Source organism: Actinomadura sp. NTSP31 (genome assembly GCF_041951385.1).
In the GTDB taxonomy this organism is placed as follows: Bacteria; Actinomycetota; Actinomycetes; order Streptosporangiales; family Streptosporangiaceae; genus Spirillospora; species Spirillospora napierensis.
In genome coordinates, this window is record NZ_JBGNUT010000038.1 from 16,679 (window position 1) to 35,928 (window position 19,250).

Consider the following 19,250-nt stretch of genomic DNA (forward strand, 5'->3'; position numbering starts at 1 on the left):
CGCTCCGCTCCAGGCGCCGGTCAGACGTCCGTGATGGCCGGGAAGGTGCTCGTCGCGTCCTCGGTGCCGGCCGGGATCGGGTCGGGGAGGATCTCGCGGATGCGGTACTGGATCAGGCGGCTCAGCTCGGCCTGCGGGCGGCTCGCGTCCAGCACCAGGTACCGGTCGGGATCGGCCTCGGCGAGCGCGCGGAAGCCCGCCCGGACGCGTTCGTGGAACTCCTGCGGCTCGGACTCGATGCGGTCGGCGGGCGCCGACAGCCGGCGCAGCCCGTCCGCCGGCGGGACCTCCAGCAGGACGGTCAGGTCGGGCATCAGGCCGCCGGTCGCCCACGCGTTGACCCGCGCGATCTCCTCGACCGGCTGCCGCCGGCCGTAGCCCTGGTAGGCCAGCGACGAGTCGAGGTAGCGGTCGCTCACCACGATCGCGCCGCGCTCCAGCGCCGGCCTGATCACGTTGGCGACGTGGTCGGCGCGGTCCGCCGCGTAGAGCAGGCTCTCGGCGCGGTCGGACAGCCCGGTGGTGTCCCGGTCCAGCAGCATCGCGCGCAGCCGCATGCCGATCTTGGTGGCGCCCGGCTCGTGCGTGGTGATCACGTCGTAGCCGTGGTCGCGCAGCCAGATCGCGGCGAGCCGCGCCTGCGTGGTCTTGCCCGCGCCCTCACCGCCCTCGAACGCGATGAACACGCCGTGCTCGCGGCGCACGGGCTCGGGCTCCACGATCTGCGAGGGCGGGACGTACACCTCGCCGCGCAGCGCGGCCCGCAGGTCGGCGACGAGCGGGATCCCGGGCCGGTCGTCCAGCCTCCGGTACGCCGCCAGCCCGGCCACCAGGGCGAGGACGGCGGCGATGAGCTGCGCGGCCATCGACCCGTCGAGGTCGTAGCCATCGCCGGCGTCGATCCGGTGCGAGCCGAGCGCCCCCGCGACGGCGGGGACGGCCGCGAACGCGACCAGCGTGGCGACGAGCACCACCGAGCGCAGGAACGCGCGCGGACGGTCGTCCTGCGGCGCGTCGGGGTCGCGGTCGGAGTCGTTGGCAGAGGCGACGCCGCTGGACCACGCGGCACCGGCGGCGACGCCCAGGAACGCCGTCACGAACACCACGACGACGAGGTTGCGCACGAGCGCGTCGACGACCAGCAGCAGCGCGGCGGCGATCACCGCGAGGCCGAGGAGCCGCCGGCGGCTGAACGGCCCGAGCACGCGGGGCCCGAGGAACAGACCGGACGCGAGCCCCACGGCCAGCCCGGTGAGGACGGCGCCGTATCCGGCGTCCCCGCCGCCCAGCTCGCCGGTGTGCACCCGCGCGACGGCGACGACGGCGCCCGCTGCGAGCGCGGCACCGCCGACCGCCAGGCCGAGGCCGGCCCGGTCGAGGCCGGGCCCCCGGAACAGCAGCTTCAGCGGCGCGGGGACCGTGATCGGCTCCGTCGCCGGAACGTCCTTGACCAGCGCGGTCAGCGCCGCCGAGACGACGAACAGCGCCGCCGTCACGTACAGCGCGAGGTCGGCGCGGTGCGACGCGCCCAGCGCCGCGTTCGCGACCAGAGCGAGCAGCGCGAACACCAGCGCGGCGACCGGCGCCGGCCCGTAGACGACGCGGACCGCCGTCCGGCGCGCGGCGGCGCGCGGATCGCCCTCCCCTGCCGCACTCGCGACGAGGACTCCGCCCCCGGCCATCTCCATGCTCGCGCCGGAGGCGAGGGCGGGCAGCGACGCGGCCGCCGCCGGCGCCCACAGCAGCGACATGCAGCCGACCAGGAACGCGGCCGCCAGGGTCCACGGCAGGGCGTCGACCAGCGGCACCGTCAGGACGACCACGAACCGCAGCGCGTCCGCGATCAGCAGCGCGAGCCGCCGGTCGATCCGGTCGGCGAGCGCCCCGGCGAGCGGCGCGAGCAGCACCGCGGGCAGGACCAGCAGCGCCAGCGCACCGCCGGCGGCGCGCAGCCGCGCCCCGGTGCCGTCCGCCGGCAGCACCGCCATCGCCGACAGCGCCGGCACGGCGAGCCACAGGCCCAGGCCGGACACCGACAGCGCGGACCGGAGCCGGCGGAACGGCCCCGCAGGGGCCGGGAGCGACGAAGCACCCGGCTGCGGCGCGGCGGGGTGCGGCCGGGTGGCGTCCGTTCTGGTCATGTCGGTCAGGGTATCGGCGCGAATGTCGTTATGAGCCGGACTTTGCAGAGGTGCGGCGGCGCGGCGCCGTCTTCTTCTTCCCGCCGCCCGCGGCCACCTTCTCACGCCGTTCCGCGAGCAGCTCCGCGGCGCGCTGGATCGTGATGGACTCGACCTCGTCGCCCTTGCGGAGGCTGGCGTTCGTCTCGCCGTCGGTGACGTACGGGCCGAACCGGCCCTCCTTCACCACCACCGGCTTCTCGCTCGCCGGGTCCTTGCCGAGCTCGCGCAGCGGCGCCGCCGCGGCGGCCCGCCGGCCGCGCTGCTTCGGCTGCGCCAGCAGCTCCTTCGCCTGCTCCAGCGTGACGGTGAAGAGCTCCTCCTCCGACCCGAGCGAGCGGCTGTCGGTGCCCTTCTTGATGTACGGGCCGAACCGCCCGTTCTGCGCCGTCACCGGTTCGCCGTCCAGCTCGCCCAGCGTCCGCGGCAGCGACAGCAGCTTCAGCGCGTCGTCCAGCGTGATCGTGTCCAGCGTCATCGACTTGAACAGCGACCCGGTACGCGGCTTGCCCGCGTCCGCCTTCTTCGTCCGCTTCTTCTTCTCGCCCTCGGCCGGCGGCGCCGCCTCCGGCAGGACCTCGGTGACGTACGGGCCGAACCGCCCGAGCTTCGCCACGATCATGTGCCCGGTCTCCGGGTCGACGCCCAGCTCGCGGTCGCCCGACGGCTGCGCGAACAGCTCCTCGGCCTTCTCGGCCGTCAGCTCGTCCGGCGAGATGTCGTCGGGGATGTTGACCTTCTCGCCGTCCCGGTCCAGGTACGACCCGTACCGCCCGACCCGGACGACGATGTCGGTGCCCTTCACCGGGAACGAGCTGATCTCCCGGGCGTCGATGTCGCTGATGTCCTCGGTGAGGTCCTTCAGCCCCTCGTCGCCGTTGTCGCCGAAGTAGAACCGGCTCAGCCAGCGGACCCGCTCCGCCTCGCCGCGCGCGATCTCGTCGAGGCCGTCCTCCATGTGCGCGGTGAAGTCGTAGTCGACCAGGTTGCCGAAGTGCTGCTCCAGCAGGTTGACCACCGCGAACGCCAGGAACGACGGGACGAGCGCCGTGCCCTTCTTGAACACGTACTCGCGCGCCAGGATCGTCCCGATGATCGAGGCGTAGGTGGACGGGCGGCCGATCTCCCGCTCCTCCAGCTCCTTGACCAGGCTCGCCTCGGTGTAGCGGGCCGGCGGGCGGGTCGAGTGGCCCTCGGCGTCCACCGCGTTCGCCGACAGCGGGTCGCCCTGCTCCAGGTTCGGCAGCCGCCGCTCCTGGTCGTCGCGGTCGGTGGACGGGTCGTCCGCGCTCTCGACGTAGGCCTTCAGGAACCCGTAGAAGGTGATCGTCTTACCGGTGGCGTTGAACTCCGCGGTCTCGTTCTGCGTGGAGACCCCGGTCACCCGGATCGACACCGAACGGCCCGCCGCGTCCTTCATCTGCGACGCGATCGTCCGCTTCCAGATCAGCTCGTACAGCCGGAACTGGTCGCCGGACAGGCCCGTCTCGGCGGGGGTGCGGAAGCTGTCGCCCGCCGGGCGGATCGCCTCGTGCGCCTCCTGCGCGTTCTTCACCTTCGACTGGTAGACGCGCGGCTTGTCCGGCACGTACTCGCCGCCGAACAGGCTCGCCGCCTGCCGCCGCGCCGCCGTGATCGCCGTCTCCGACAGCGTGATCGAGTCGGTTCGCATGTAGGTGATGAAGCCGTTCTCGTACAGCTTCTGCGCCACCGACATCGTGTACTTCGCGGAGTAGCCGAGCTTGCGGCTGGCCTCCTGCTGCAACGTCGTCGTCCGGAACGGCGGGTACGGCTTGCGCGTGTACGGCTTGGACTCGACCGACTTGACCTCGAACGGCCGGCCGCGCAGCCGCTCGGCCAGCGCGCGCGCCGACGGCTCGTCCAGGTGCAGCGCGTCCTTCGTCTTCAGCGTGCCGTCGGAGGCGAAGTCGCGGCCCTGCGCGACCCGCTTGCCGTCCACCGAGAGGAGGCCGGCCTTGAACGCCTTGGGCTCCTCCTCCTTACCGGTGTCGAACTCGGCCAGGATGTCCCAGTAGTGCGCCGGGACGAACGCGATCCGCTCGCGCTCCCGCTCCACCACCAGCCGCGTCGCCACCGACTGCACCCGGCCCGCCGACAGCTTCGGCATGACCTTCTTCCACAGGACGGGGCTGACCTCGTACCCGTAGAGCCGGTCCAGGACGCGGCGCGTCTCCTGCGCGTTCACCAGCGGCATGTTCAGCTGGCGCGGGTTCGCGGCGGCGCGCTGGATCGCGTCCTTGGTGATCTCGTTGAAGACCATCCGGTGCACCGGGACCTTCGGGTTCAGCACCTCCCGGAGGTGCCAGGCGATCGCCTCGCCCTCCCGGTCCTCGTCCGTGGCGAGGAAGAGCTCGTCGGCCTCGGCCAGCAGCTTCTTCAGCTTGGCGACTTGCTGCCGCTTGTCGGTGTTGACCACGTAGAGCGGTTCGAAGTCGTGCTCGACGTTCACGCCGAGCTTCGCCCACGGCTCGCCCTTGTACTTGGCCGGCACCTCCGAGGCGCTCCCGGGCAGGTCCCGGATATGGCCGATACTGGACTCCACGATGTAGCCACGGCCCAGGTAACCCGCGATCGTCTTCGCCTTCGCGGGCGACTCGACGATCACCAGGCGTGTCCCGGCGCCGTTCGCCTGGCCACTCTTCGCAGTGCCGTTCTTGGCTGGCACAGTCGCTCCAACCTCGCTGTCTGGTCTTCTAGCTCACACTCTTCTTACACAGGCTTCCTACAACGTCGCATGACGGCGGGTTCATACCCGGATGCCCCCATGCCGCCCCTTCGGTCGTCGCTCCGCCCGTGGCGGGCGCAACTCTCATCCGCCGCTCGCCTCCGGACAGGATGACATGCCGCCACCCCCGGTGCGGACCGGGCCGCCACCGTACGATGCACAACACCCGGTCCACCAAGTAATAATGGTCGCAATGGTGCAGTACACCTACCTCGTCCTGTCCCTGCCGGCCGGCACCACGCGTGACACCGCCCGGCAGATCCTGACCGAGCACGCCGAGCGCGGCGGCTGGGAGATCGATCGGTTGCGCCTCTACCCGGACGGCCGCCGCCGTATTCAACTGCGGCGCAAGGTCATCCGCGCGGTCCGCACGTTCTGAGATCCGCGTCGGCGGTTCCGGCGTTCCGGCCGGCCGCGGAGGTTCGCTCCGTTTCCCGCCGCACCCGGGCGATCGGCGCCCGTTCAGGGCGGCTCACCCGAGTCCCGGACGGAGCGTAGCACTACGTACGAAACGCATGACGTCCCGTAATCATATTCGCCGGCCGGGATGCCTCGGCCCGACCGCAAGGGAAAGCGCCGCCACGAGCGGTGCGCGGACAGGGCTTCGCCCGCCCCGGACCGCGCCTCCGGGACGGGCAAAGCGTTCATGGACGGGCCTGCCGGACGGGCGCCGTCACCGCCCGGCAGGCCCCGCCGGACCGGCGGCCGGATCGGTCAGCGGCGGCCGGGACGCAGGCGGCGGCTGAGCGCGAGGGTGCCGGAGAACGCCGCGGCCAGCATCGCCGCGCCGAGCACCCACAGCGAGCCGTCCTCGGTACCGGACGTCAGCGGCTCGTTGCCGGCGACGGTCCGGACCGGGCCGAGGTTCGTCACCGCGCCACCGGTCTTCGGCGCCTTGACGGCCCCGGTGGGCAGCGCGGCGCCCGCCGGCAGCTTCACGCCGCCGGTCGCGGGGGCCTTGACGCCCTTCGTCCCCGGCAGGCCGGGGACGGGGAGCGCGGTGCCGGACGCGCCGGACGTGCGGGCGTTCGAGGCCACCGGGACGACCGGCACCGCGGGCAGCGCCTTGGTCGACAGCGCGCTCGGGTCGACCGGCAGGGTGGCGATGGTCATGCCGTTCTGGCCGGTGTGGACGGTCCGCTTGGCGCCCGCGGCGGGCGCCTTCGGCAGGCCGTTGACCCTGGGCGTGATCGTGGGCGTCATGCCGCCGCCGAGCAGGGTGTTCACGGTGGGCAGGTCGCCGCGGACGGGCAGGGCCCCGGCGGCGGGCAGCTGCGAGCCGGGGACCGGGCCCAGGGACGGGGCGCCGGTGCGCTGCCCGGCGGTGCGCTGCTCGGCGGTCCGCTGCCCGCCAGTGCGCGGGAGCAGGTTGGTCGCGGACAGGGCGTCCGACACCGGCACGCTCCTGGTCGCCGGGATCCCGTTCACGGTCGAGGTCGCGTTGGACAGGGCGCCCGGCACGCTCGGCAGGCCGGTCACGGGCAGGCCGGCCGTCCCCTTCGTCCCGGGCTTTCCGGCGGCGCGGTCGTTCGCACCGGGCAGCCGCGGGACGGCGGGCAGCGCCGAACCGGGGTCGACCGGCAGGGCCGGCCGCACCGGCACCGGCTCGCCGGCCGAGCGGGCGTAGGGGTGGTAGCCGCCGAAGCCGGGGCCGTCCTGGCAGTGCGCGAGGGAGCGGCCGACCACGGCGCCGACGTTCCCGCACACGTCCACGGGGGCCTTCGCCGGCGCGTGCGCCTGGTTGCCGCCGCCGACGCTGCCGTTCCCGGAGGTGTGCCCGCCGGGCCCCTGCGGGCCCTCGACCAGCGTCTGGCCGTTGCAGTGCGCGGCCGCCTCGCCGACGACCGCGGCGGCGTTGCCGCAGACGTCCACGGGCGCGGTGATCGGCGCGTTGCCCTGGTTGCCGCCGATGACGCTGCCGGTGCCGGAGGTGTGCTGGTCGCCGCCGGAGCTGCTGCGCACGTGCGCGCCGCCCTCGCAGTACGCGCCCGCCTCGCCGACCAGCGCCGCGGCGTTCCCGCAGACGGTCGCCGGGACGCTGATCGGCGCGTTCGCCTGGTTCCCGCCGATCACGCTGAACGTGCCGTCGGTGGTCTGCCCGCCGGAGCCGTGCCCGCCGTTGCGGACCGACGCGCCGCCCTCGCATTCGGCGAGGGCGTTGCCGATCGCGTTGCCGCACACGTCCACCGGCGCGCTGACCGGGGCGTTCGCCTGGTTGCCGCCGAGCACGCCGTTCAGCCCGGACGTCCGCTGGCCGGCGCCGGTGTCCCCGCCGTTCTTGACGATCGCGCCGCCCTCGCAGCCGGCCGCCGCCTCCCCGACGATCGCGACCGCGTTGCCGCAGACGTTCACCGGCGCGCTGATCGGCGCGTTCACCTGGTTGCCGGCGATGATCCCGAGCGAGCCGTCGGTGCTCTGCCCGCTGCCGCCGCGGCCCGCGCCGCCGCCGTTGTGCACGGTCGCGCCGCCCTCGCAGCCCGCCTCCGCCTTGCCGATGATCGCGACGGCGTTGCCGCAGACGTCCACGGGGGCGGAGATCGGCGCGTTCACCTGGTTGCCGCCGAGCACGCTGTGCTCGCCGGAGGTCTGCTGGCCGCCCGCGCCGCCGCCGTTGTGCACCGAGGAGCCGCCGGGGCAGCCCGCGTCGGCCTTGCCGATCAGCGCGACGGCGTTGCCGCAGGCGTTCACCGGCAGCGAGACCGGCGCGTTGACCTGGTTGCCGCCGCCGACGCTGCCGGTGCCGGAGGTGTGCTGGCCGCCTCCGCCGCCGTTGACGACGGACGCGCCGCCGCGGGACGCGCCGTGCCCCTGGCCGACGATGCCCGCGCCGTTGCCGCTGACGTCGACCGGCGCGGAGACCGGCAGGTCGACCTGGTTGCCGCCGAGCACGCTGCCGTCGCCGTTCGTGACGTCGGCGAAGGCGTTGGCCGGAATGGCGCTGACACCGAGAGCGACGAAACTCGCGGTGAGTACCGCCGTGCGTGCGGTGCTTTTTGCCCACGTTCGCATGATGCTCCGTTCGGGGGATGGTGAATGGAATGCCGAGACGCCTTGGAGGTCTCGTGGAAAGGACACGCCTGACGGCAGGCCGCGGGCCGGCCCGAGCCGCACGGGCATCCGGCCGCAAGCCTGTGATCAGGGATTAGTCAGGCGCGAAGGAGGGCTCGTCCGCAGCGGTGCGGACGGCCGGGGGAACCACGCCGAAGACGCGCGGAACGCGGACCCGCGGCGGAACCGGAGTCCAGGGGAAAACGGTCGGCAGGCCGGCGGCGGCACCGATCGGAACACCGCCGCAGGTCGCCGAATGCGTGCCGGACTCGCCCGGCGCCCGGAAAGGCGCGGGGTGCCGCTCGATGGCACGGTGATGCCGGGCATGGGACGCCGGACGCGGCCGGGAGACCGCGTGCGCCCGGGTGTGCGAACGGCGCTCCGGAACCGCGCTGCCGTGCACGTGCCGCGGTGCGCCGTGCGCCTTCCGCGGCGCCGCGGGCCGTTCCGCCGGCGGTGCGGCCTTCGCCGCTCCGGCCGGCTTCGCCGACGTCGCCGGCGGGACGGGCCGGACGGGCGTCACCGCCCGCACGGGCGGCGCCTGGTGCCCGACGGCCCCGACCACCGACCGGATCGGGGCGTGCGGGGCCGGCAGCACCTTTCCCAGCACCGGGGCGTCCGCGACGGCCTCCGGTGGCGCGGGCAGCTCGGCGGCACTGGCCTGCTGCGCCATGCCGCCGAGGATCCAGCCCGCGACCAGCAGGCCGGCGAGGACGAGCAGCCGCCGGACGATCCGCCCGGTGGCGACGCGGCGCAGCCGGACGGAGACCGTCCGTGCCCGCGCCGTGTCACATGCCACCGTCAGACCTCCGTTGCGACTACCGCCCATCCCTCACGGGACGGGCGGGTCCCTACGAACGGTGACGATAGCACCACTCATCGCATTGGCAACGGGAAATTCAAGACCGGTCGAGGAATTGGTCGAGAACCCGCACGCCGAAGCGCAGACCGTCCACCGGAACGCGCTCGTCGATGCCGTGGAACATTCCGGAAAAGTCCAACTCTGGGGGCAATTTCAGCGGCGCGAAACCGAAGCACCGCATTCCCAGCCGCGCGAACGACTTGGCGTCCGTCCCGCCGCTCAGGCAGTACGGCACCGGCAGCGCGCCCGGATCCTCCGAGGTCAGCGCCGCCTCCATCGCCGCGACCAGCGCGCCCTCGTACTCGGTCTCCACCGCGTGGTCGTGATGCACGAAATCCCGCTCGACGTCCGGCCCGAGAAGTTCGTCCACCGTCGCGAAGAAATCGGCCTCATATCCGGGCAGGAAACGCCCGTCCACCTGAGCCGTCGCACTCTGCGGGATCACATTGGTCTTGTACCCCGCGTCCAGCCGCGTCGGATTCAGCGTGTGCCGCAGCGTCGCCCCGATCATCCGCGCCAGCGGCCCGATCTTCTCCAGGGCCTCCTCCGGACGCTCCGGATCGAACTCCACCCCGTACGCCAGGCACGCCCGCTCCAGGAACGCCCGCACCGTCTTCGTCAGCCGCACCGGGAACTCGTGCTCCCCCAGCCGCGCCACGGCCGCCGCCAGCGCCGTCACCGCGTTGTCCGGATGCACCATCGACCCGTGCCCGGCGGTCCCCTTGGCGGTCAGGTTCATCCAGGCGATGCCCTTCTCCGCCGTCTCGATGAGGTACATCCGCTTGTCGCCCGGCACGGTCAGGCTGAACCCGCCGACCTCCCCCACGGCCTCCGTGCACCCCTCGAACAACCCGGGGTGCTCGTCGACGAGCCACTGCGCGCCCCACTTGCCCCCGGCCTCCTCATCCGCCAGGAAGGCGAGCACCACGTCCCGCGGCGGCCGGCGGCCCTCCCGCAGCCGCTGCCGCGCCACCGCGAGGATCATCGCGTCCATGTCCTTCATGTCCACGGCCCCGCGGCCCCAGACGCACCCGTCCGCGATCTCCCCGCCGAACGGGTCCCGCGTCCAGTCCTCCTTGCGGGCCGGCACCACGTCCAGATGCCCGTGGAGCAGCAGCGCGTCCCGGCCGGGGTCCTCCCCCTCGATCCGCGCCACCACGCTGGCCCGGCCGGGGCGCGACTCGAGGATCGTCGCCTCCAGCCCCACCTCCGCGAGCTTCTCCGCGACGTACTCCGCCGCGACCCGTTCCCCGGGGCCGGAATGATCCCCCGGATTGCTGGTGTCGATCCGGATCAGCTCCTGGCAGAGCCCGACGACCTCGTCCTCAGCGGTCGGCTGATGGGGCACAGTGATCACCTTCGCGTTAGCCGTCCTCGTACCCCACCATCGTGCCCGCTCGATCGACTTCGCCGCGACTCGGCTCCTTTGGTATGGTGAAGCCCGCCGCAGCCGCGCTGCGGCCTGCGACACCGGTCCGGGTGGCGGAATAGGCAGACGCGCTAGCTTGAGGTGCTAGTGCCCTTCACGGGGCATGGGGGTTCAAGTCCCCCCTCGGACACACCGCGACAAAGTGGGACAGACAACCGTCTGCCCCACTTTTTGCTTTCCCGGGCCCCGGCGGCCTGGTCGGGAACGTACGGCCGGTAGCCGCCCGAGACCATGGGGCACATCTTGCTTTCAGCTCTGCGGCGGTGGTTCGCCGATGGGGGTGTTCTGTGCCGCCGCGAGCCACCATCGTCCGGCCCGTTCGACCAGGACGTACAGCGCCATCTCGGAGAATCCGCCGGCGTCGGCGGCTCGCCGGCGGATCTGCGTCACCACCACGCCGGGTGCGGGGGTGATCGCGGTGACCACTTCGAACCGTGACGGCGGGGCGGCATTTCCCGCCATGAGGCGCCGGTGGATGGCGTTCAGTTCGGGGTAACCGGCCACGGTCGCTCCGAAGGGGCTGCCCCACAGCACGTCCGCCGCGAAGGCGGAGTCGTAGAGGTCGGCGTCGCGGGTCTCGCCGGCCCGCTGCAACATCGTGGCGAAGTCGGCCGCCACCGTCTGCGGGCTCACGGCACCTTCGGTGTCGTTCAGGGCAGGGCGCGTGTTCATGGTTCGTCCATCCGTTTCCACTGGGTCGGTGCGGGATCTACGCGGACGGAGCTTGCGGGGTGAGGATCACCAGGGGCAGTTCGCGGGCTGTTTCCTCCTGGTACTTGGCGTATTGAGGGAACACCCCGGTCACGATCTGCCACAGCCGGGGCTTCTCCTCGGCGGTGGCGGTGTGGGCGGTGGCGGTGAAGCGGTCCGGTCCGACCTGCAGCGACACGGCCGGGGTGTCGGTGAGGTTGAGATACCAGTCCGGGTGGCGGTCCGCGCCGCCGTTCGAGGCGACCAGCAGGTAGCGGTCCTGGTCGCGGCCGTAGATGAGCGCGGTGCGGCGAAGCCTGCCGGACCTGCGGCCTCGCGTGGTGAGCAGCAGCGTCGGCCAGCCCTGGTAGAGGTGGCCCTGGGCACCGCCGGTTTCGACGTAGGCGCGGATGTGGTCGGCGACCCAGGGGGTGGGGCTGTCGAGGACCTCGTTCTCGGGCTCCGTCATCGACCGCTCCCCGTGCCGGCGCGCGCGGCCGTACTCTCGTGCGTCATCGCCAGAGTTCCCTTCAGTTGCTTCATAGTTCAGGTTCTTAAGTTTCTCCTCCGGGACGATAGCATCTACTTCATGAGCTGAACAGTTCAGTGGCTTAACCAGCGGCTATGCTGGCCGCATGAGCCCCGATGCCGGTACCGATGCGGATGCGGTCGTGGCCGAGCTGAGCGGCCTGGTCTTCGAGGTCACCGGACGGCTGCGCGCCCAGTTCAACGCGGCCGCGGCGGAACTCGGCCTTCCCCCCGCCCAGGCACTCGTCCTGACCAACCTGTCCGGCCCCGCCCCGATGCGCCAGTTGGCCGACTGGCTGTCATGCGAGCCGTCCAACGTCACCGGCATCGTCGACGGCCTGGAACGCCGCGGCCTGGTGACCCGCCGGCCCACCCCGGGCGACCGCCGCGTCAAGCACGTGGTGCTCACCGAGGCCGGCGAGCACAAGCGCGGGCAGTTGCGCTCCAGCACCTACGCGCTGGCCCGGACCTTCTTCGAACTGCCCGGACCCGACCAGCGGCACCTCCGCGACCTGCTGGCCCGCGTCCTGGCCGGCCCGCCCGCGAACACGGACGCGGAATCCGCCTGAAAAGCAGTGCGCTCAGGGTCAAGTCGGCCATTACCATTGCGGACGTTCGATCGCGACGGGTAAGCGCCGTCCACGACCGCTCATGGAAAGGCGCCCTTGATGATGCGGCTCCCGGAGCAACGGCCTGAACACCCTGAGTTGCTTGAGCAGGGGCACCCCTTCCGGCAGTGGAAGACATGGCGGATTCCCGGCGTCCAAGGCGTCCGGCGCGGACATCACGTGCGGGTCGTGGAGTGCGAACACAAGGTGCCCTGTGTGGGATATACGTTCTCGGAGCGGCGCAAGGCGCTCCTACCGGAGTTCGAAGAGCTGCGGCGGTTCCTGCTGAAAGAGGGGCGGGGCGGGGAATTCGGCCAGGTCATGGCCCGGCACCGCAAGGACGGCGTCGAGGTCGACGGTACGGTCGACCGGCCGCTGTTCGCGTTTCTCGGCGACACGTATGTGAACGTGTTCGAGCGAAATCCATGGCTCTTCGATTATCCGGTCGTCATCACCGAGTGCACCTTCCTGGACGACGCCGAATCGGAGCGCGTTCTTCCGCCGGGAGTGGGAGGTGACGAAAGGCGGGCGGCCGGACAACGTCCTATTGTGGGTGCACCCGGAAAGCCACCTGCCCGAGCAGCATCAGCACAGCTGACGCTGAGGAGTCAGTTCGCCATCCGCCAGGTCTTGCGAGGTTTGTTGTGCATCCGTCCCGGGATGCCGGGGCGCTGCTGCCAGGGGTGCGGGCCGCCGGGCGGACGGTACCCGACGCCCAGCGCGTCCAAGCGGGCATAGTGCGCCCTGTTCATTCGGCGCTCGAAGTCCTCGAAATCGCGCTCGTCCGGGCCCGGTAACCGCGACCAGGCCACTTCGGCGAACGCGACGAGGCGGGGGAACGCCTGGTAGTCCACCCGACCGCGGTTCTCGGCGACCTCGGTCCACAGATTGGCCTGTGCACCGATGATGTTGTCGGCGTGGGGCGTACCGGCCAGCCGGGGCGGTACGGGTTCGAACCGGTAGACATCCTCGAGCGTGTGGACCCATCCGAACGGCACGGGCTCTTCAGGGCCGTGGGCCTGGGCGTGGTCAAGGTAGACCTCTTGTTGCGGGCACATCACCACACTGTGGCCGGCCTGCGCGGCGGCGATCCCTCCCGAGTACCACCGCCAGCACATGACGGCGGCGCCATCCGCCAGGCCGCCCTCCAGGATCTCGTCCCAGCCGATGAGGCGCCGGCCCCGCGCGGCGAGCCGGCGGGCGAAGTGGCGGATCATCCACGATTGGAGATCGTGTTCGTTCTCGAGCCCGAGTTCCCGGATGCGGGCCTGGGCCGCGGGCGACTGGCGCCACTGGTCCTTGAAGCATTCGTCCCCGCCGATGTGGACGAACCGGCCGGGAAAGATCGCCAGCACTTCCTCCAGGACGTCCTCATAGAAGCGGATCACGGCGTCGGTAGGGGCCAGCACGTTGCGGTTGAAGCCCCAGTCGGTCCACACCTCGAGCGCGGCGGTGTCGACGGCGTCGCTGTTCCCCAGTTCGGGGTAAGCGGCGATGGCGGCCTGGGAATGGCCTGGAAGGTCGATCTCGGGCACGACGGTGACGTGCCGCTCCGCCGCGTACGCGACGATCTCGCGCAGATCGTCCTGGGTATAGAAGCCGCCGTGCGGCCGCTCGTCCCACAGCGCCGGCTCCCCCCAGCCCAGGCGAGTACGCCGCCGCCAGGCGCCGATCTCGGTCAGCCGGGGGTGGCGCCGGATCTCGACCCGCCACCCCTGGTCGTCGGTGAGATGCAGGTGCAGCACGTTCAGTTTGTGGGCGGCCAGCAGGTCGACATAGCGCAGCACATCGTCTTTGGGCAGGAAGTGCCGCGCGACGTCGAGCATGAAGCCCCGCCAAGCGAAACGCGGCCGGTCCTCGACGGTCACGTACGGCACCGTGACCGGTCCCCGCGCGCTGGGGGCGCGGCGAAAGGCCTCCGGGCCCAGCATCTGCCGCAAGGTCTGACGCCCCCAGAAGGCGCCCGCCTCATCACCGCCCACGATCTCGGCCCCATCGGCCGACACGGTGAGCCGGTACGCCTCCGGCCCCAGCGTCGGATCAACATTGGTACGCACCTCCCCGCTGAAAGCACCGGACCCTCCGGTCCGTTCGACCCGGTCCGGGGCTGGTATCAAGTTCAACTCAGCCGTCATGCACCCAGTTTGTGTGACCGGTGTGCTCGGGTGGTGGTGCGGCCGTAAAAGGGGGGCGGGGCGTCCGCAACCCGTTCCGTTAACGGCGGGCGCCGTGGAGGAGGGGCTTATCCCGCATACCTCGGCCGCCTCTGCGGGCGGGGCTCCGGATATGGCTGTCACCAGGACTTTTATGGCCCTTGCGCGTTGCCGGTCTGTGGGGATTAACCGCTCGGCGGCAGATCGGTGGCCGGTGAGACGGCGAGCATGGGGTGCGAGGCGTCCGCATTTGGCCACGCCGTTGCCATGAAACACCTTCTGGTTTTCTATCCGGAGGGAACTCAAACCGGCTCGGGGGACGCGAACCAAGGAGGCGATGGCTTTGCGCCATCGTGGATTACGCCATCGGGGCAGGACGGCGGCGGCGCTCGCCGCGGCGGCGCTTCTCGTCACCGGCATCAGCGCCGCACCGGCCGGCGCGACGGCGGTCGGCGAGGAACCCGCGCTCATCCCGGACTCGGCCCCCCTCGGCCTCACCGTGGGCACGCTGGGCAGCATCTGGTACACCGCGCACGCCGGTTCGGTGCTCGGACGCGACACCGCGGGGATCGTGACCGAGTACAAGGTCGGGGCGAACTCCCAGGGCAGCACGGGCGTGCTGGAGGGCATGGCCAGCGCCTCCGACGGCACGCCGTGGTTCACCGACGCCTCGACGGTCGTGCCCCGCGTCGGCAAGGTCAACGTGGTGACCGGCAAGGCCACGGTCTACGAGGTGACGGACCCGCTGTTCGCCGGCAACCAGATCACCGACATCACGCGCGGCCCGGACGGGAACATGTGGTTCACCGGCAACGGCAACGGCGCGATCGGACGGGTCACCTCGTCCGGTTCGATCAAGGTGTACGACACCAACGCGTACGGGCTCTCGCCCTACGCGATCACCACCGGCTCCGACAAGGCCCTCTGGTTCACCGACACCGCGGGCGGCGCCATCGGCCGCATCGACCCGTCCAGCGGCGCGATCTCGGCCTACTACCCGCCGAGCTCGCTCAACGGCTTCCCGGCCACCGGCGGCATCACCGCCGGTCCGGACGGCGCGCTCTGGTTCACCGAGCCCGGGGTCGGCAAGGTCGGCCGCGTCACCACGGCGGGCGCGATCACCGAGTACGCCCCGCCCACCGCGAACGCGGCGCCCGAGGGCATCGTCACCGGCTCGGACGGCAACCTGTGGTTCACCGAGGCGGCGGCCGGCAACGTCGCGAAGATCACCCCGGCCGGCAAGGTCACCGAGTATCCGCTGCCGTCGAAGTACGCGGCGCCGATGCGGATCATCTCCGCGCCCAGCGGGAAGCTCTGGTTCACCCAGACGGGGCGGAACGCGCTCGGCAGCATCGACCCGAAGAGCCCGCCGTCCGGCTCGCCGAACCCCGCGATCACGCCGATCGCGGCCGGGTCCACCCCGCGGATCGCCGCCGCCTACCAGGCCCGCTGCCCGCTCGGGTCGATCTGCGAGACGCAGGTCAACACCGGCGGCCACGTGGGCATCGGCTCGTTCGGCCTGGACATGCCCGCCGGGGCGATCCGGGTCACCGGCTACGTCAAGACCTTCAACCCCGACGGCACGGCGACCCTGCAGCCGCCGCTCTCCGGGTCCCAGTTCGAGTCGGTCCCGGTCGTGGTCCCCGGCGGCCTGATCGGCACCCTCCCCGGAATCGGCACCGTCCTCGGCATGACCGCGGACGCGCTGCTGCCGTTCAACCGGCTCACCGTCAGCCAGACGCTGAGCGGGCCCATCACGGTCCGCAGCACGGGCTCGACCTTCGAGGCGACCGCCACCGTGACGATCCACCTCAACAACACCCTGCTCGGCTCCGGCTGCACGATCGGCCCGGTCACCCAGAAGCTCAACCCGGTCAGCGAGCAGGGCGGCGCGCCGCAGGACCCGCAGCTCGGCTGGCAGCCGCAGATCGTGCGGATCAAGGACAACACCTTCACGGTCCCCGCCGCCAAGGGCTGCGGCCTCGGCGGGATCCTCAACGGCCTCATCAACTCCACCATCGGCCTGCCCTCGACCAGCGGGCAGAGCTCCATCGACCTCCCCGCCGTACTGAGCATCGGCGGCGGAGCCGGGTGACCCCACCCACTCACCCCACGGAAAGGGGAACCACCCCATGAAGTCCCTGCTCACGAGAAGCGCCGTCGTCGCGACGGGCGCGGCGGCCCTCATCGGCGCCGGTGCCGTCGCGGCCTGGGCCACCATCACCCCTGGCAGCACGGCGGTGACGGTGACCAGCACCAGCCTGAAGTTCTCCGGGACGATCAACGGCACCGCCGTGACCGTCACCTGCACCAGCGCGTCGATCGGGTTCACCACGCCGGCCTCCGGCAACGGCCCGGTCAACACCAGCCTGCCCGTCATCAGCGGCTGCACCGACACCCTCGGCGGCAGTGACACCATCACGCCCAGCGGCACCTGGCAGATCGCCGCGAACTCCAGCCCGACCCAGGTGAAGCTCACGATCCCGCAGAACGGCGCCACGTTCACGACGTCGGCGATCGCGGGCTGCAGCATCAAGGCGTCGCCGAGCGGCTCCACCACGGTGACCGCCGCATACGTGAACCCGACCAGCGCACCGCCGAACGGCCGGGCGACGTTCACGAACGTGAGCGTCCCCTTCGCCGGAACCGGCTGCACGGTGACCTCGCCCGGGAAGATGACGGGCGTCTTCACCCCCAACACCCCCGTGACCATCAGCTGACGGCGCCCGCCGGCCGAACGGCCGCCCGTTCCCCGTGCGGGCGGCCTTCGCCGGCACTCCGATCCCGTTCTCCGCGGCGGGCCGCGTGGTGGCCTCGTCCGGAAGGACGACCGGTTTCCCTTTTCCCCGACGTCGCCTTGACCGTCCGTTGACAGCGCCCAGCGAAATCCGCACGGCCGCCCGCGCTCGCGAGCGGCCGTGCGCCTGCGGTAACCCCCGTGGGCGCACGGAACGGGCGGCACATATCTGACGGCCGACGCCCCAGGGGCCGGTGATGCGGATTGTCCAAATGCGGCCTTTCAATTGACTCTAAACACCACCGGGTTTCCAATTGGTTTCTGCTCTTTTCGCCTCGGGGACCGGACAGCTAGGGAGGCGATGGCATGCGCCATCGTGGACGACGGGCCGTCGCGCTCGCATTGTCGGGATTACTGGGCGCGGCGGCGCTCAGCGCGGCGCGCCCCGCGGCGGCCGCCGAGGTGCCCGAGTACCCCGTCCCGATCCGGGACGTGGCGCCGCTCGGGCTGGCGGCCGCCCCCGACGGCAGCGTCTGGTTCACCGAGATGAACGCCGGCATCGGCAAGGTGGACGGGTCCGGCAAGGTCACCGAATACGCCGTCGGCAAGAACTCGCAGGGCGTCCTCGGGGTGCCGGACGCGATCACCACCGCGCCCGACGGGACGCTGTGGTTCACCGACGCGTCCACGGCGGTGCCCCGGATCGGCAAGATCGACAAGGCGACCGGGAAGAGCACCTTCACCGAGGTGCCCGACCTCGCCGGCAACCAGATCACCGACATCACGGCGGGCCCGGACGGGAACATGTGGTTCACCGGGAACGGGAACGGCGCGCTCGGCCGCATCACCCCGTCCGGCGCCGTCACGACCTACGACATGAACGCCTACGGGCTCTCGCCGTACGCGATCACCGCCGGGCCCGACAAGGCCCTGTGGTTCACCGACTCCGCCGGCGGCGCCATCGGCCGCATCGACCCGGCCACCGCCGAGGTCTCGATCTTCTACCCGTCCTCCTCGCTCAACGGTTCCCCGGCGCTCGGCGGGATCACCTCCGGCCCGGACGGCGCGCTCTGGTTCACCGAGCCCGGCGTCGGCATGATCGGCCGCGTCGGCACCGACGGCGCCATCACCGAGTACCGGCTCCCGACCGCGGACGCCGCGCCGGCCGGCATCGTCACGGGCTCGGACGGCAACCTGTGGTTCACCGAGGCCGCGGGCAGCAACATCGGCAGGATCACCCCGTCCGGCCAGGTCAGCGAGTACCCGCTGCCGTCCACCCTGTCCGCCCCGATGCGGATCGTGTCCGGGCCCGGCGGCAGGCTCTGGTTCACCGAGCAGGGCAAGGGCGCCATCGGCAGCATCGACCCGTCCGCGCCGCCGTCCGGCCAGCGCAACCTGCCGCCGCAGCCGGTGGCTGCGGGCAGCTCGCCCCGGATCGCCGCGCCCTTCCAGGGCCAGTGCCCCACCGGCGCCATCTGCCTCGCCCAGGTCACCATGGGAGGCACCGCGAAGGTCGGCTCGGTCACCCTGCCGCTGCCGCCCGGCGGGATCCGGCTCACCGGCTACATCAAGTCCGTCGGCGCCGACGGCACCGCCATCCTCCAGCCGCCGGTGATGGGCCAGCAGTACGTGTCGCCGCCGGTGGACGTCCCGGGCGGCCTGATCGGGCAGCTGCCGCTGGTCGGCGCGGCGTTCGGCATGACGCCGCTCGCCACCCTCGACTTCAACAAGCTGACGGTGAGCCAGACGCTCGCCGGCCCGGTCAAGGTGACCCTGTCCCCGGTCAGCGCGACCGTGCAGCTGAACATCCACCTCAACAACCAGCTGCTCGGGACGGACTGCGTGATCGGCCCGGTCACCCAGACGCTGGCCCCGGAGTCGCTGACCGCCGACGCGAACGGCGACCCGGTGACGCTGGCCGGCTGGACCCCGACGGTGCGGCGCGCCGCCGGCACCTTCGGTATCCCCGCCGCGAAGGGCTGCGGCCCGTTCGGGCTCCTGGACGGCATCATCAACGCGACGATGGGCCTGCCGTCCAATTCCGGAGCGGTCGACCTGCCGCTGATCCTCAGCCTGGGCTCGGGCGCGAACGTGGTGAACACCCCGGTGGACGCCTCCGCCACCGCCACCGCCGCGCGGATCGCCAAGATGCTCGGCACCAAGGCTCCCGCGAAGGCCAAGAAGGTCCGCAAGGCTCCGGCGCACTTCACCCTGAAGCCGTCGAAGTGACCGACGCGACCTGACCCGGCGGCGAACGCCAGGAGAGGGG

At 72.0% G+C, this 19,250-nt stretch carries 14 protein-coding genes and 1 tRNA gene; 6 read left to right on the forward strand and 9 right to left on the reverse strand.

Features of this window, described 5'->3' with window-relative positions; all coding sequences use genetic code 11:
* Window positions 1–20 precede the first annotated feature (20 nt).
* Entirely contained in the window at window positions 21–2,141 is a 2,121-nt protein-coding gene (gene tmk, locus ACA514_RS41890) for a dTMP kinase (RefSeq protein WP_375047016.1), read from the reverse strand.
* 28 nt (window positions 2,142–2,169) lie between these two features.
* Window positions 2,170–4,866 carry a type I DNA topoisomerase gene (gene topA, locus ACA514_RS41895; RefSeq protein WP_375047018.1) on the reverse strand — a complete coding sequence of 899 codons (2,697 nt, stop codon included), beginning with the start codon at window positions 4,864–4,866 and terminating at the stop codon, window positions 2,170–2,172.
* A gap of 253 nt (window positions 4,867–5,119) precedes the next feature.
* Between topA and ACA514_RS41900 the strand changes: the two genes are divergently transcribed.
* Window positions 5,120–5,305 (forward strand): DUF5703 family protein, encoded by a 186-nt coding sequence (locus tag ACA514_RS41900; protein WP_375047020.1) that lies wholly within the window; start codon window positions 5,120–5,122, stop codon window positions 5,303–5,305.
* Window positions 5,306–5,640: 335 nt separating this feature from the next.
* Here the strand turns inward: ACA514_RS41900 and ACA514_RS41905 are convergent, their stop codons facing one another.
* The 3 genes from ACA514_RS41905 to ACA514_RS41915 form a co-directional block, all read right to left on the reverse strand.
* Window positions 5,641–7,935 (reverse strand): chaplin family protein, encoded by a 2,295-nt coding sequence (locus tag ACA514_RS41905; protein WP_375047022.1) that lies wholly within the window; start codon window positions 7,933–7,935, stop codon window positions 5,641–5,643.
* Between the two features lie 133 nt (window positions 7,936–8,068).
* Window positions 8,069–8,773 carry a hypothetical protein gene (locus ACA514_RS41910; RefSeq protein WP_375047024.1) on the reverse strand — a complete coding sequence of 235 codons (705 nt, stop codon included), beginning with the start codon at window positions 8,771–8,773 and terminating at the stop codon, window positions 8,069–8,071.
* 100 nt (window positions 8,774–8,873) lie between these two features.
* A complete protein-coding gene (locus ACA514_RS41915) occupies window positions 8,874–10,184 on the reverse strand; it encodes a M20/M25/M40 family metallo-hydrolase (RefSeq protein WP_375047026.1) in 1,311 nt (436 codons plus the stop codon).
* A 125-nt stretch (window positions 10,185–10,309) separates the two neighbouring features.
* Between ACA514_RS41915 and ACA514_RS41920 the strand changes: the two genes are divergently transcribed.
* Window positions 10,310–10,395 (forward strand) — tRNA-Leu (locus ACA514_RS41920).
* 119 nt (window positions 10,396–10,514) lie between these two features.
* Here ACA514_RS41920 and ACA514_RS41925 read toward each other — a convergent pair.
* Both ACA514_RS41925 and ACA514_RS41930 read right to left on the reverse strand, forming a co-directional pair.
* On the reverse strand, window positions 10,515–10,937 hold the full coding sequence (locus ACA514_RS41925) for a hypothetical protein (RefSeq protein WP_375047028.1): 423 nt from the start codon (window positions 10,935–10,937) through the stop codon (window positions 10,515–10,517).
* A 37-nt stretch (window positions 10,938–10,974) separates the two neighbouring features.
* Window positions 10,975–11,424: a nitroreductase family deazaflavin-dependent oxidoreductase gene (locus ACA514_RS41930; protein ID WP_375047030.1), complete on the reverse strand. Its 450-nt coding sequence runs from the start codon at window positions 11,422–11,424 to the stop codon at window positions 10,975–10,977.
* A 166-nt stretch (window positions 11,425–11,590) separates the two neighbouring features.
* Here ACA514_RS41930 and ACA514_RS41935 point away from each other — a divergent pair, with 166 nt between their 5' ends.
* Window positions 11,591–12,052: a MarR family winged helix-turn-helix transcriptional regulator gene (locus ACA514_RS41935; RefSeq protein WP_375047032.1), complete on the forward strand. Its 462-nt coding sequence runs from the start codon at window positions 11,591–11,593 to the stop codon at window positions 12,050–12,052.
* A 291-nt stretch (window positions 12,053–12,343) separates the two neighbouring features.
* On the opposite strand, the gene ACA514_RS41940 is transcribed toward ACA514_RS41935, so the two are convergent.
* Together ACA514_RS41940 and ACA514_RS41945 are read right to left on the reverse strand one after the other, a co-directional pair.
* A complete protein-coding gene (locus tag ACA514_RS41940; RefSeq protein ID WP_375047034.1) occupies window positions 12,344–12,631 on the reverse strand; it encodes a hypothetical protein in 288 nt (95 codons plus the stop codon).
* 68 nt (window positions 12,632–12,699) lie between these two features.
* Entirely contained in the window at window positions 12,700–14,226 is a 1,527-nt protein-coding gene (locus ACA514_RS41945) for a beta-N-acetylhexosaminidase (RefSeq protein WP_375047036.1), read from the reverse strand.
* Window positions 14,227–14,581: 355 nt separating this feature from the next.
* Here ACA514_RS41945 and ACA514_RS41950 point away from each other — a divergent pair, with 355 nt between their 5' ends.
* The 3 genes from ACA514_RS41950 to ACA514_RS41960 all read left to right on the forward strand — a co-directional run bounded on the left by ACA514_RS41950 (window position 14,582) and on the right by ACA514_RS41960 (window position 19,210).
* A complete protein-coding gene (locus ACA514_RS41950) occupies window positions 14,582–16,339 on the forward strand; it encodes a hypothetical protein (RefSeq protein WP_375047038.1) in 1,758 nt (585 codons plus the stop codon).
* A 37-nt stretch (window positions 16,340–16,376) separates the two neighbouring features.
* Window positions 16,377–16,964 carry a hypothetical protein gene (locus ACA514_RS41955; protein ID WP_375047040.1) on the forward strand — a complete coding sequence of 196 codons (588 nt, stop codon included), beginning with the start codon at window positions 16,377–16,379 and terminating at the stop codon, window positions 16,962–16,964.
* A gap of 383 nt (window positions 16,965–17,347) precedes the next feature.
* The gene (locus ACA514_RS41960) at window positions 17,348–19,210 is read left to right on the forward strand and encodes a hypothetical protein (protein WP_375047042.1); all 1,863 of its coding nucleotides are present in this window, start codon (window positions 17,348–17,350) and stop codon (window positions 19,208–19,210) included.
* Window positions 19,211–19,250: the final 40 nt, after the last annotated feature.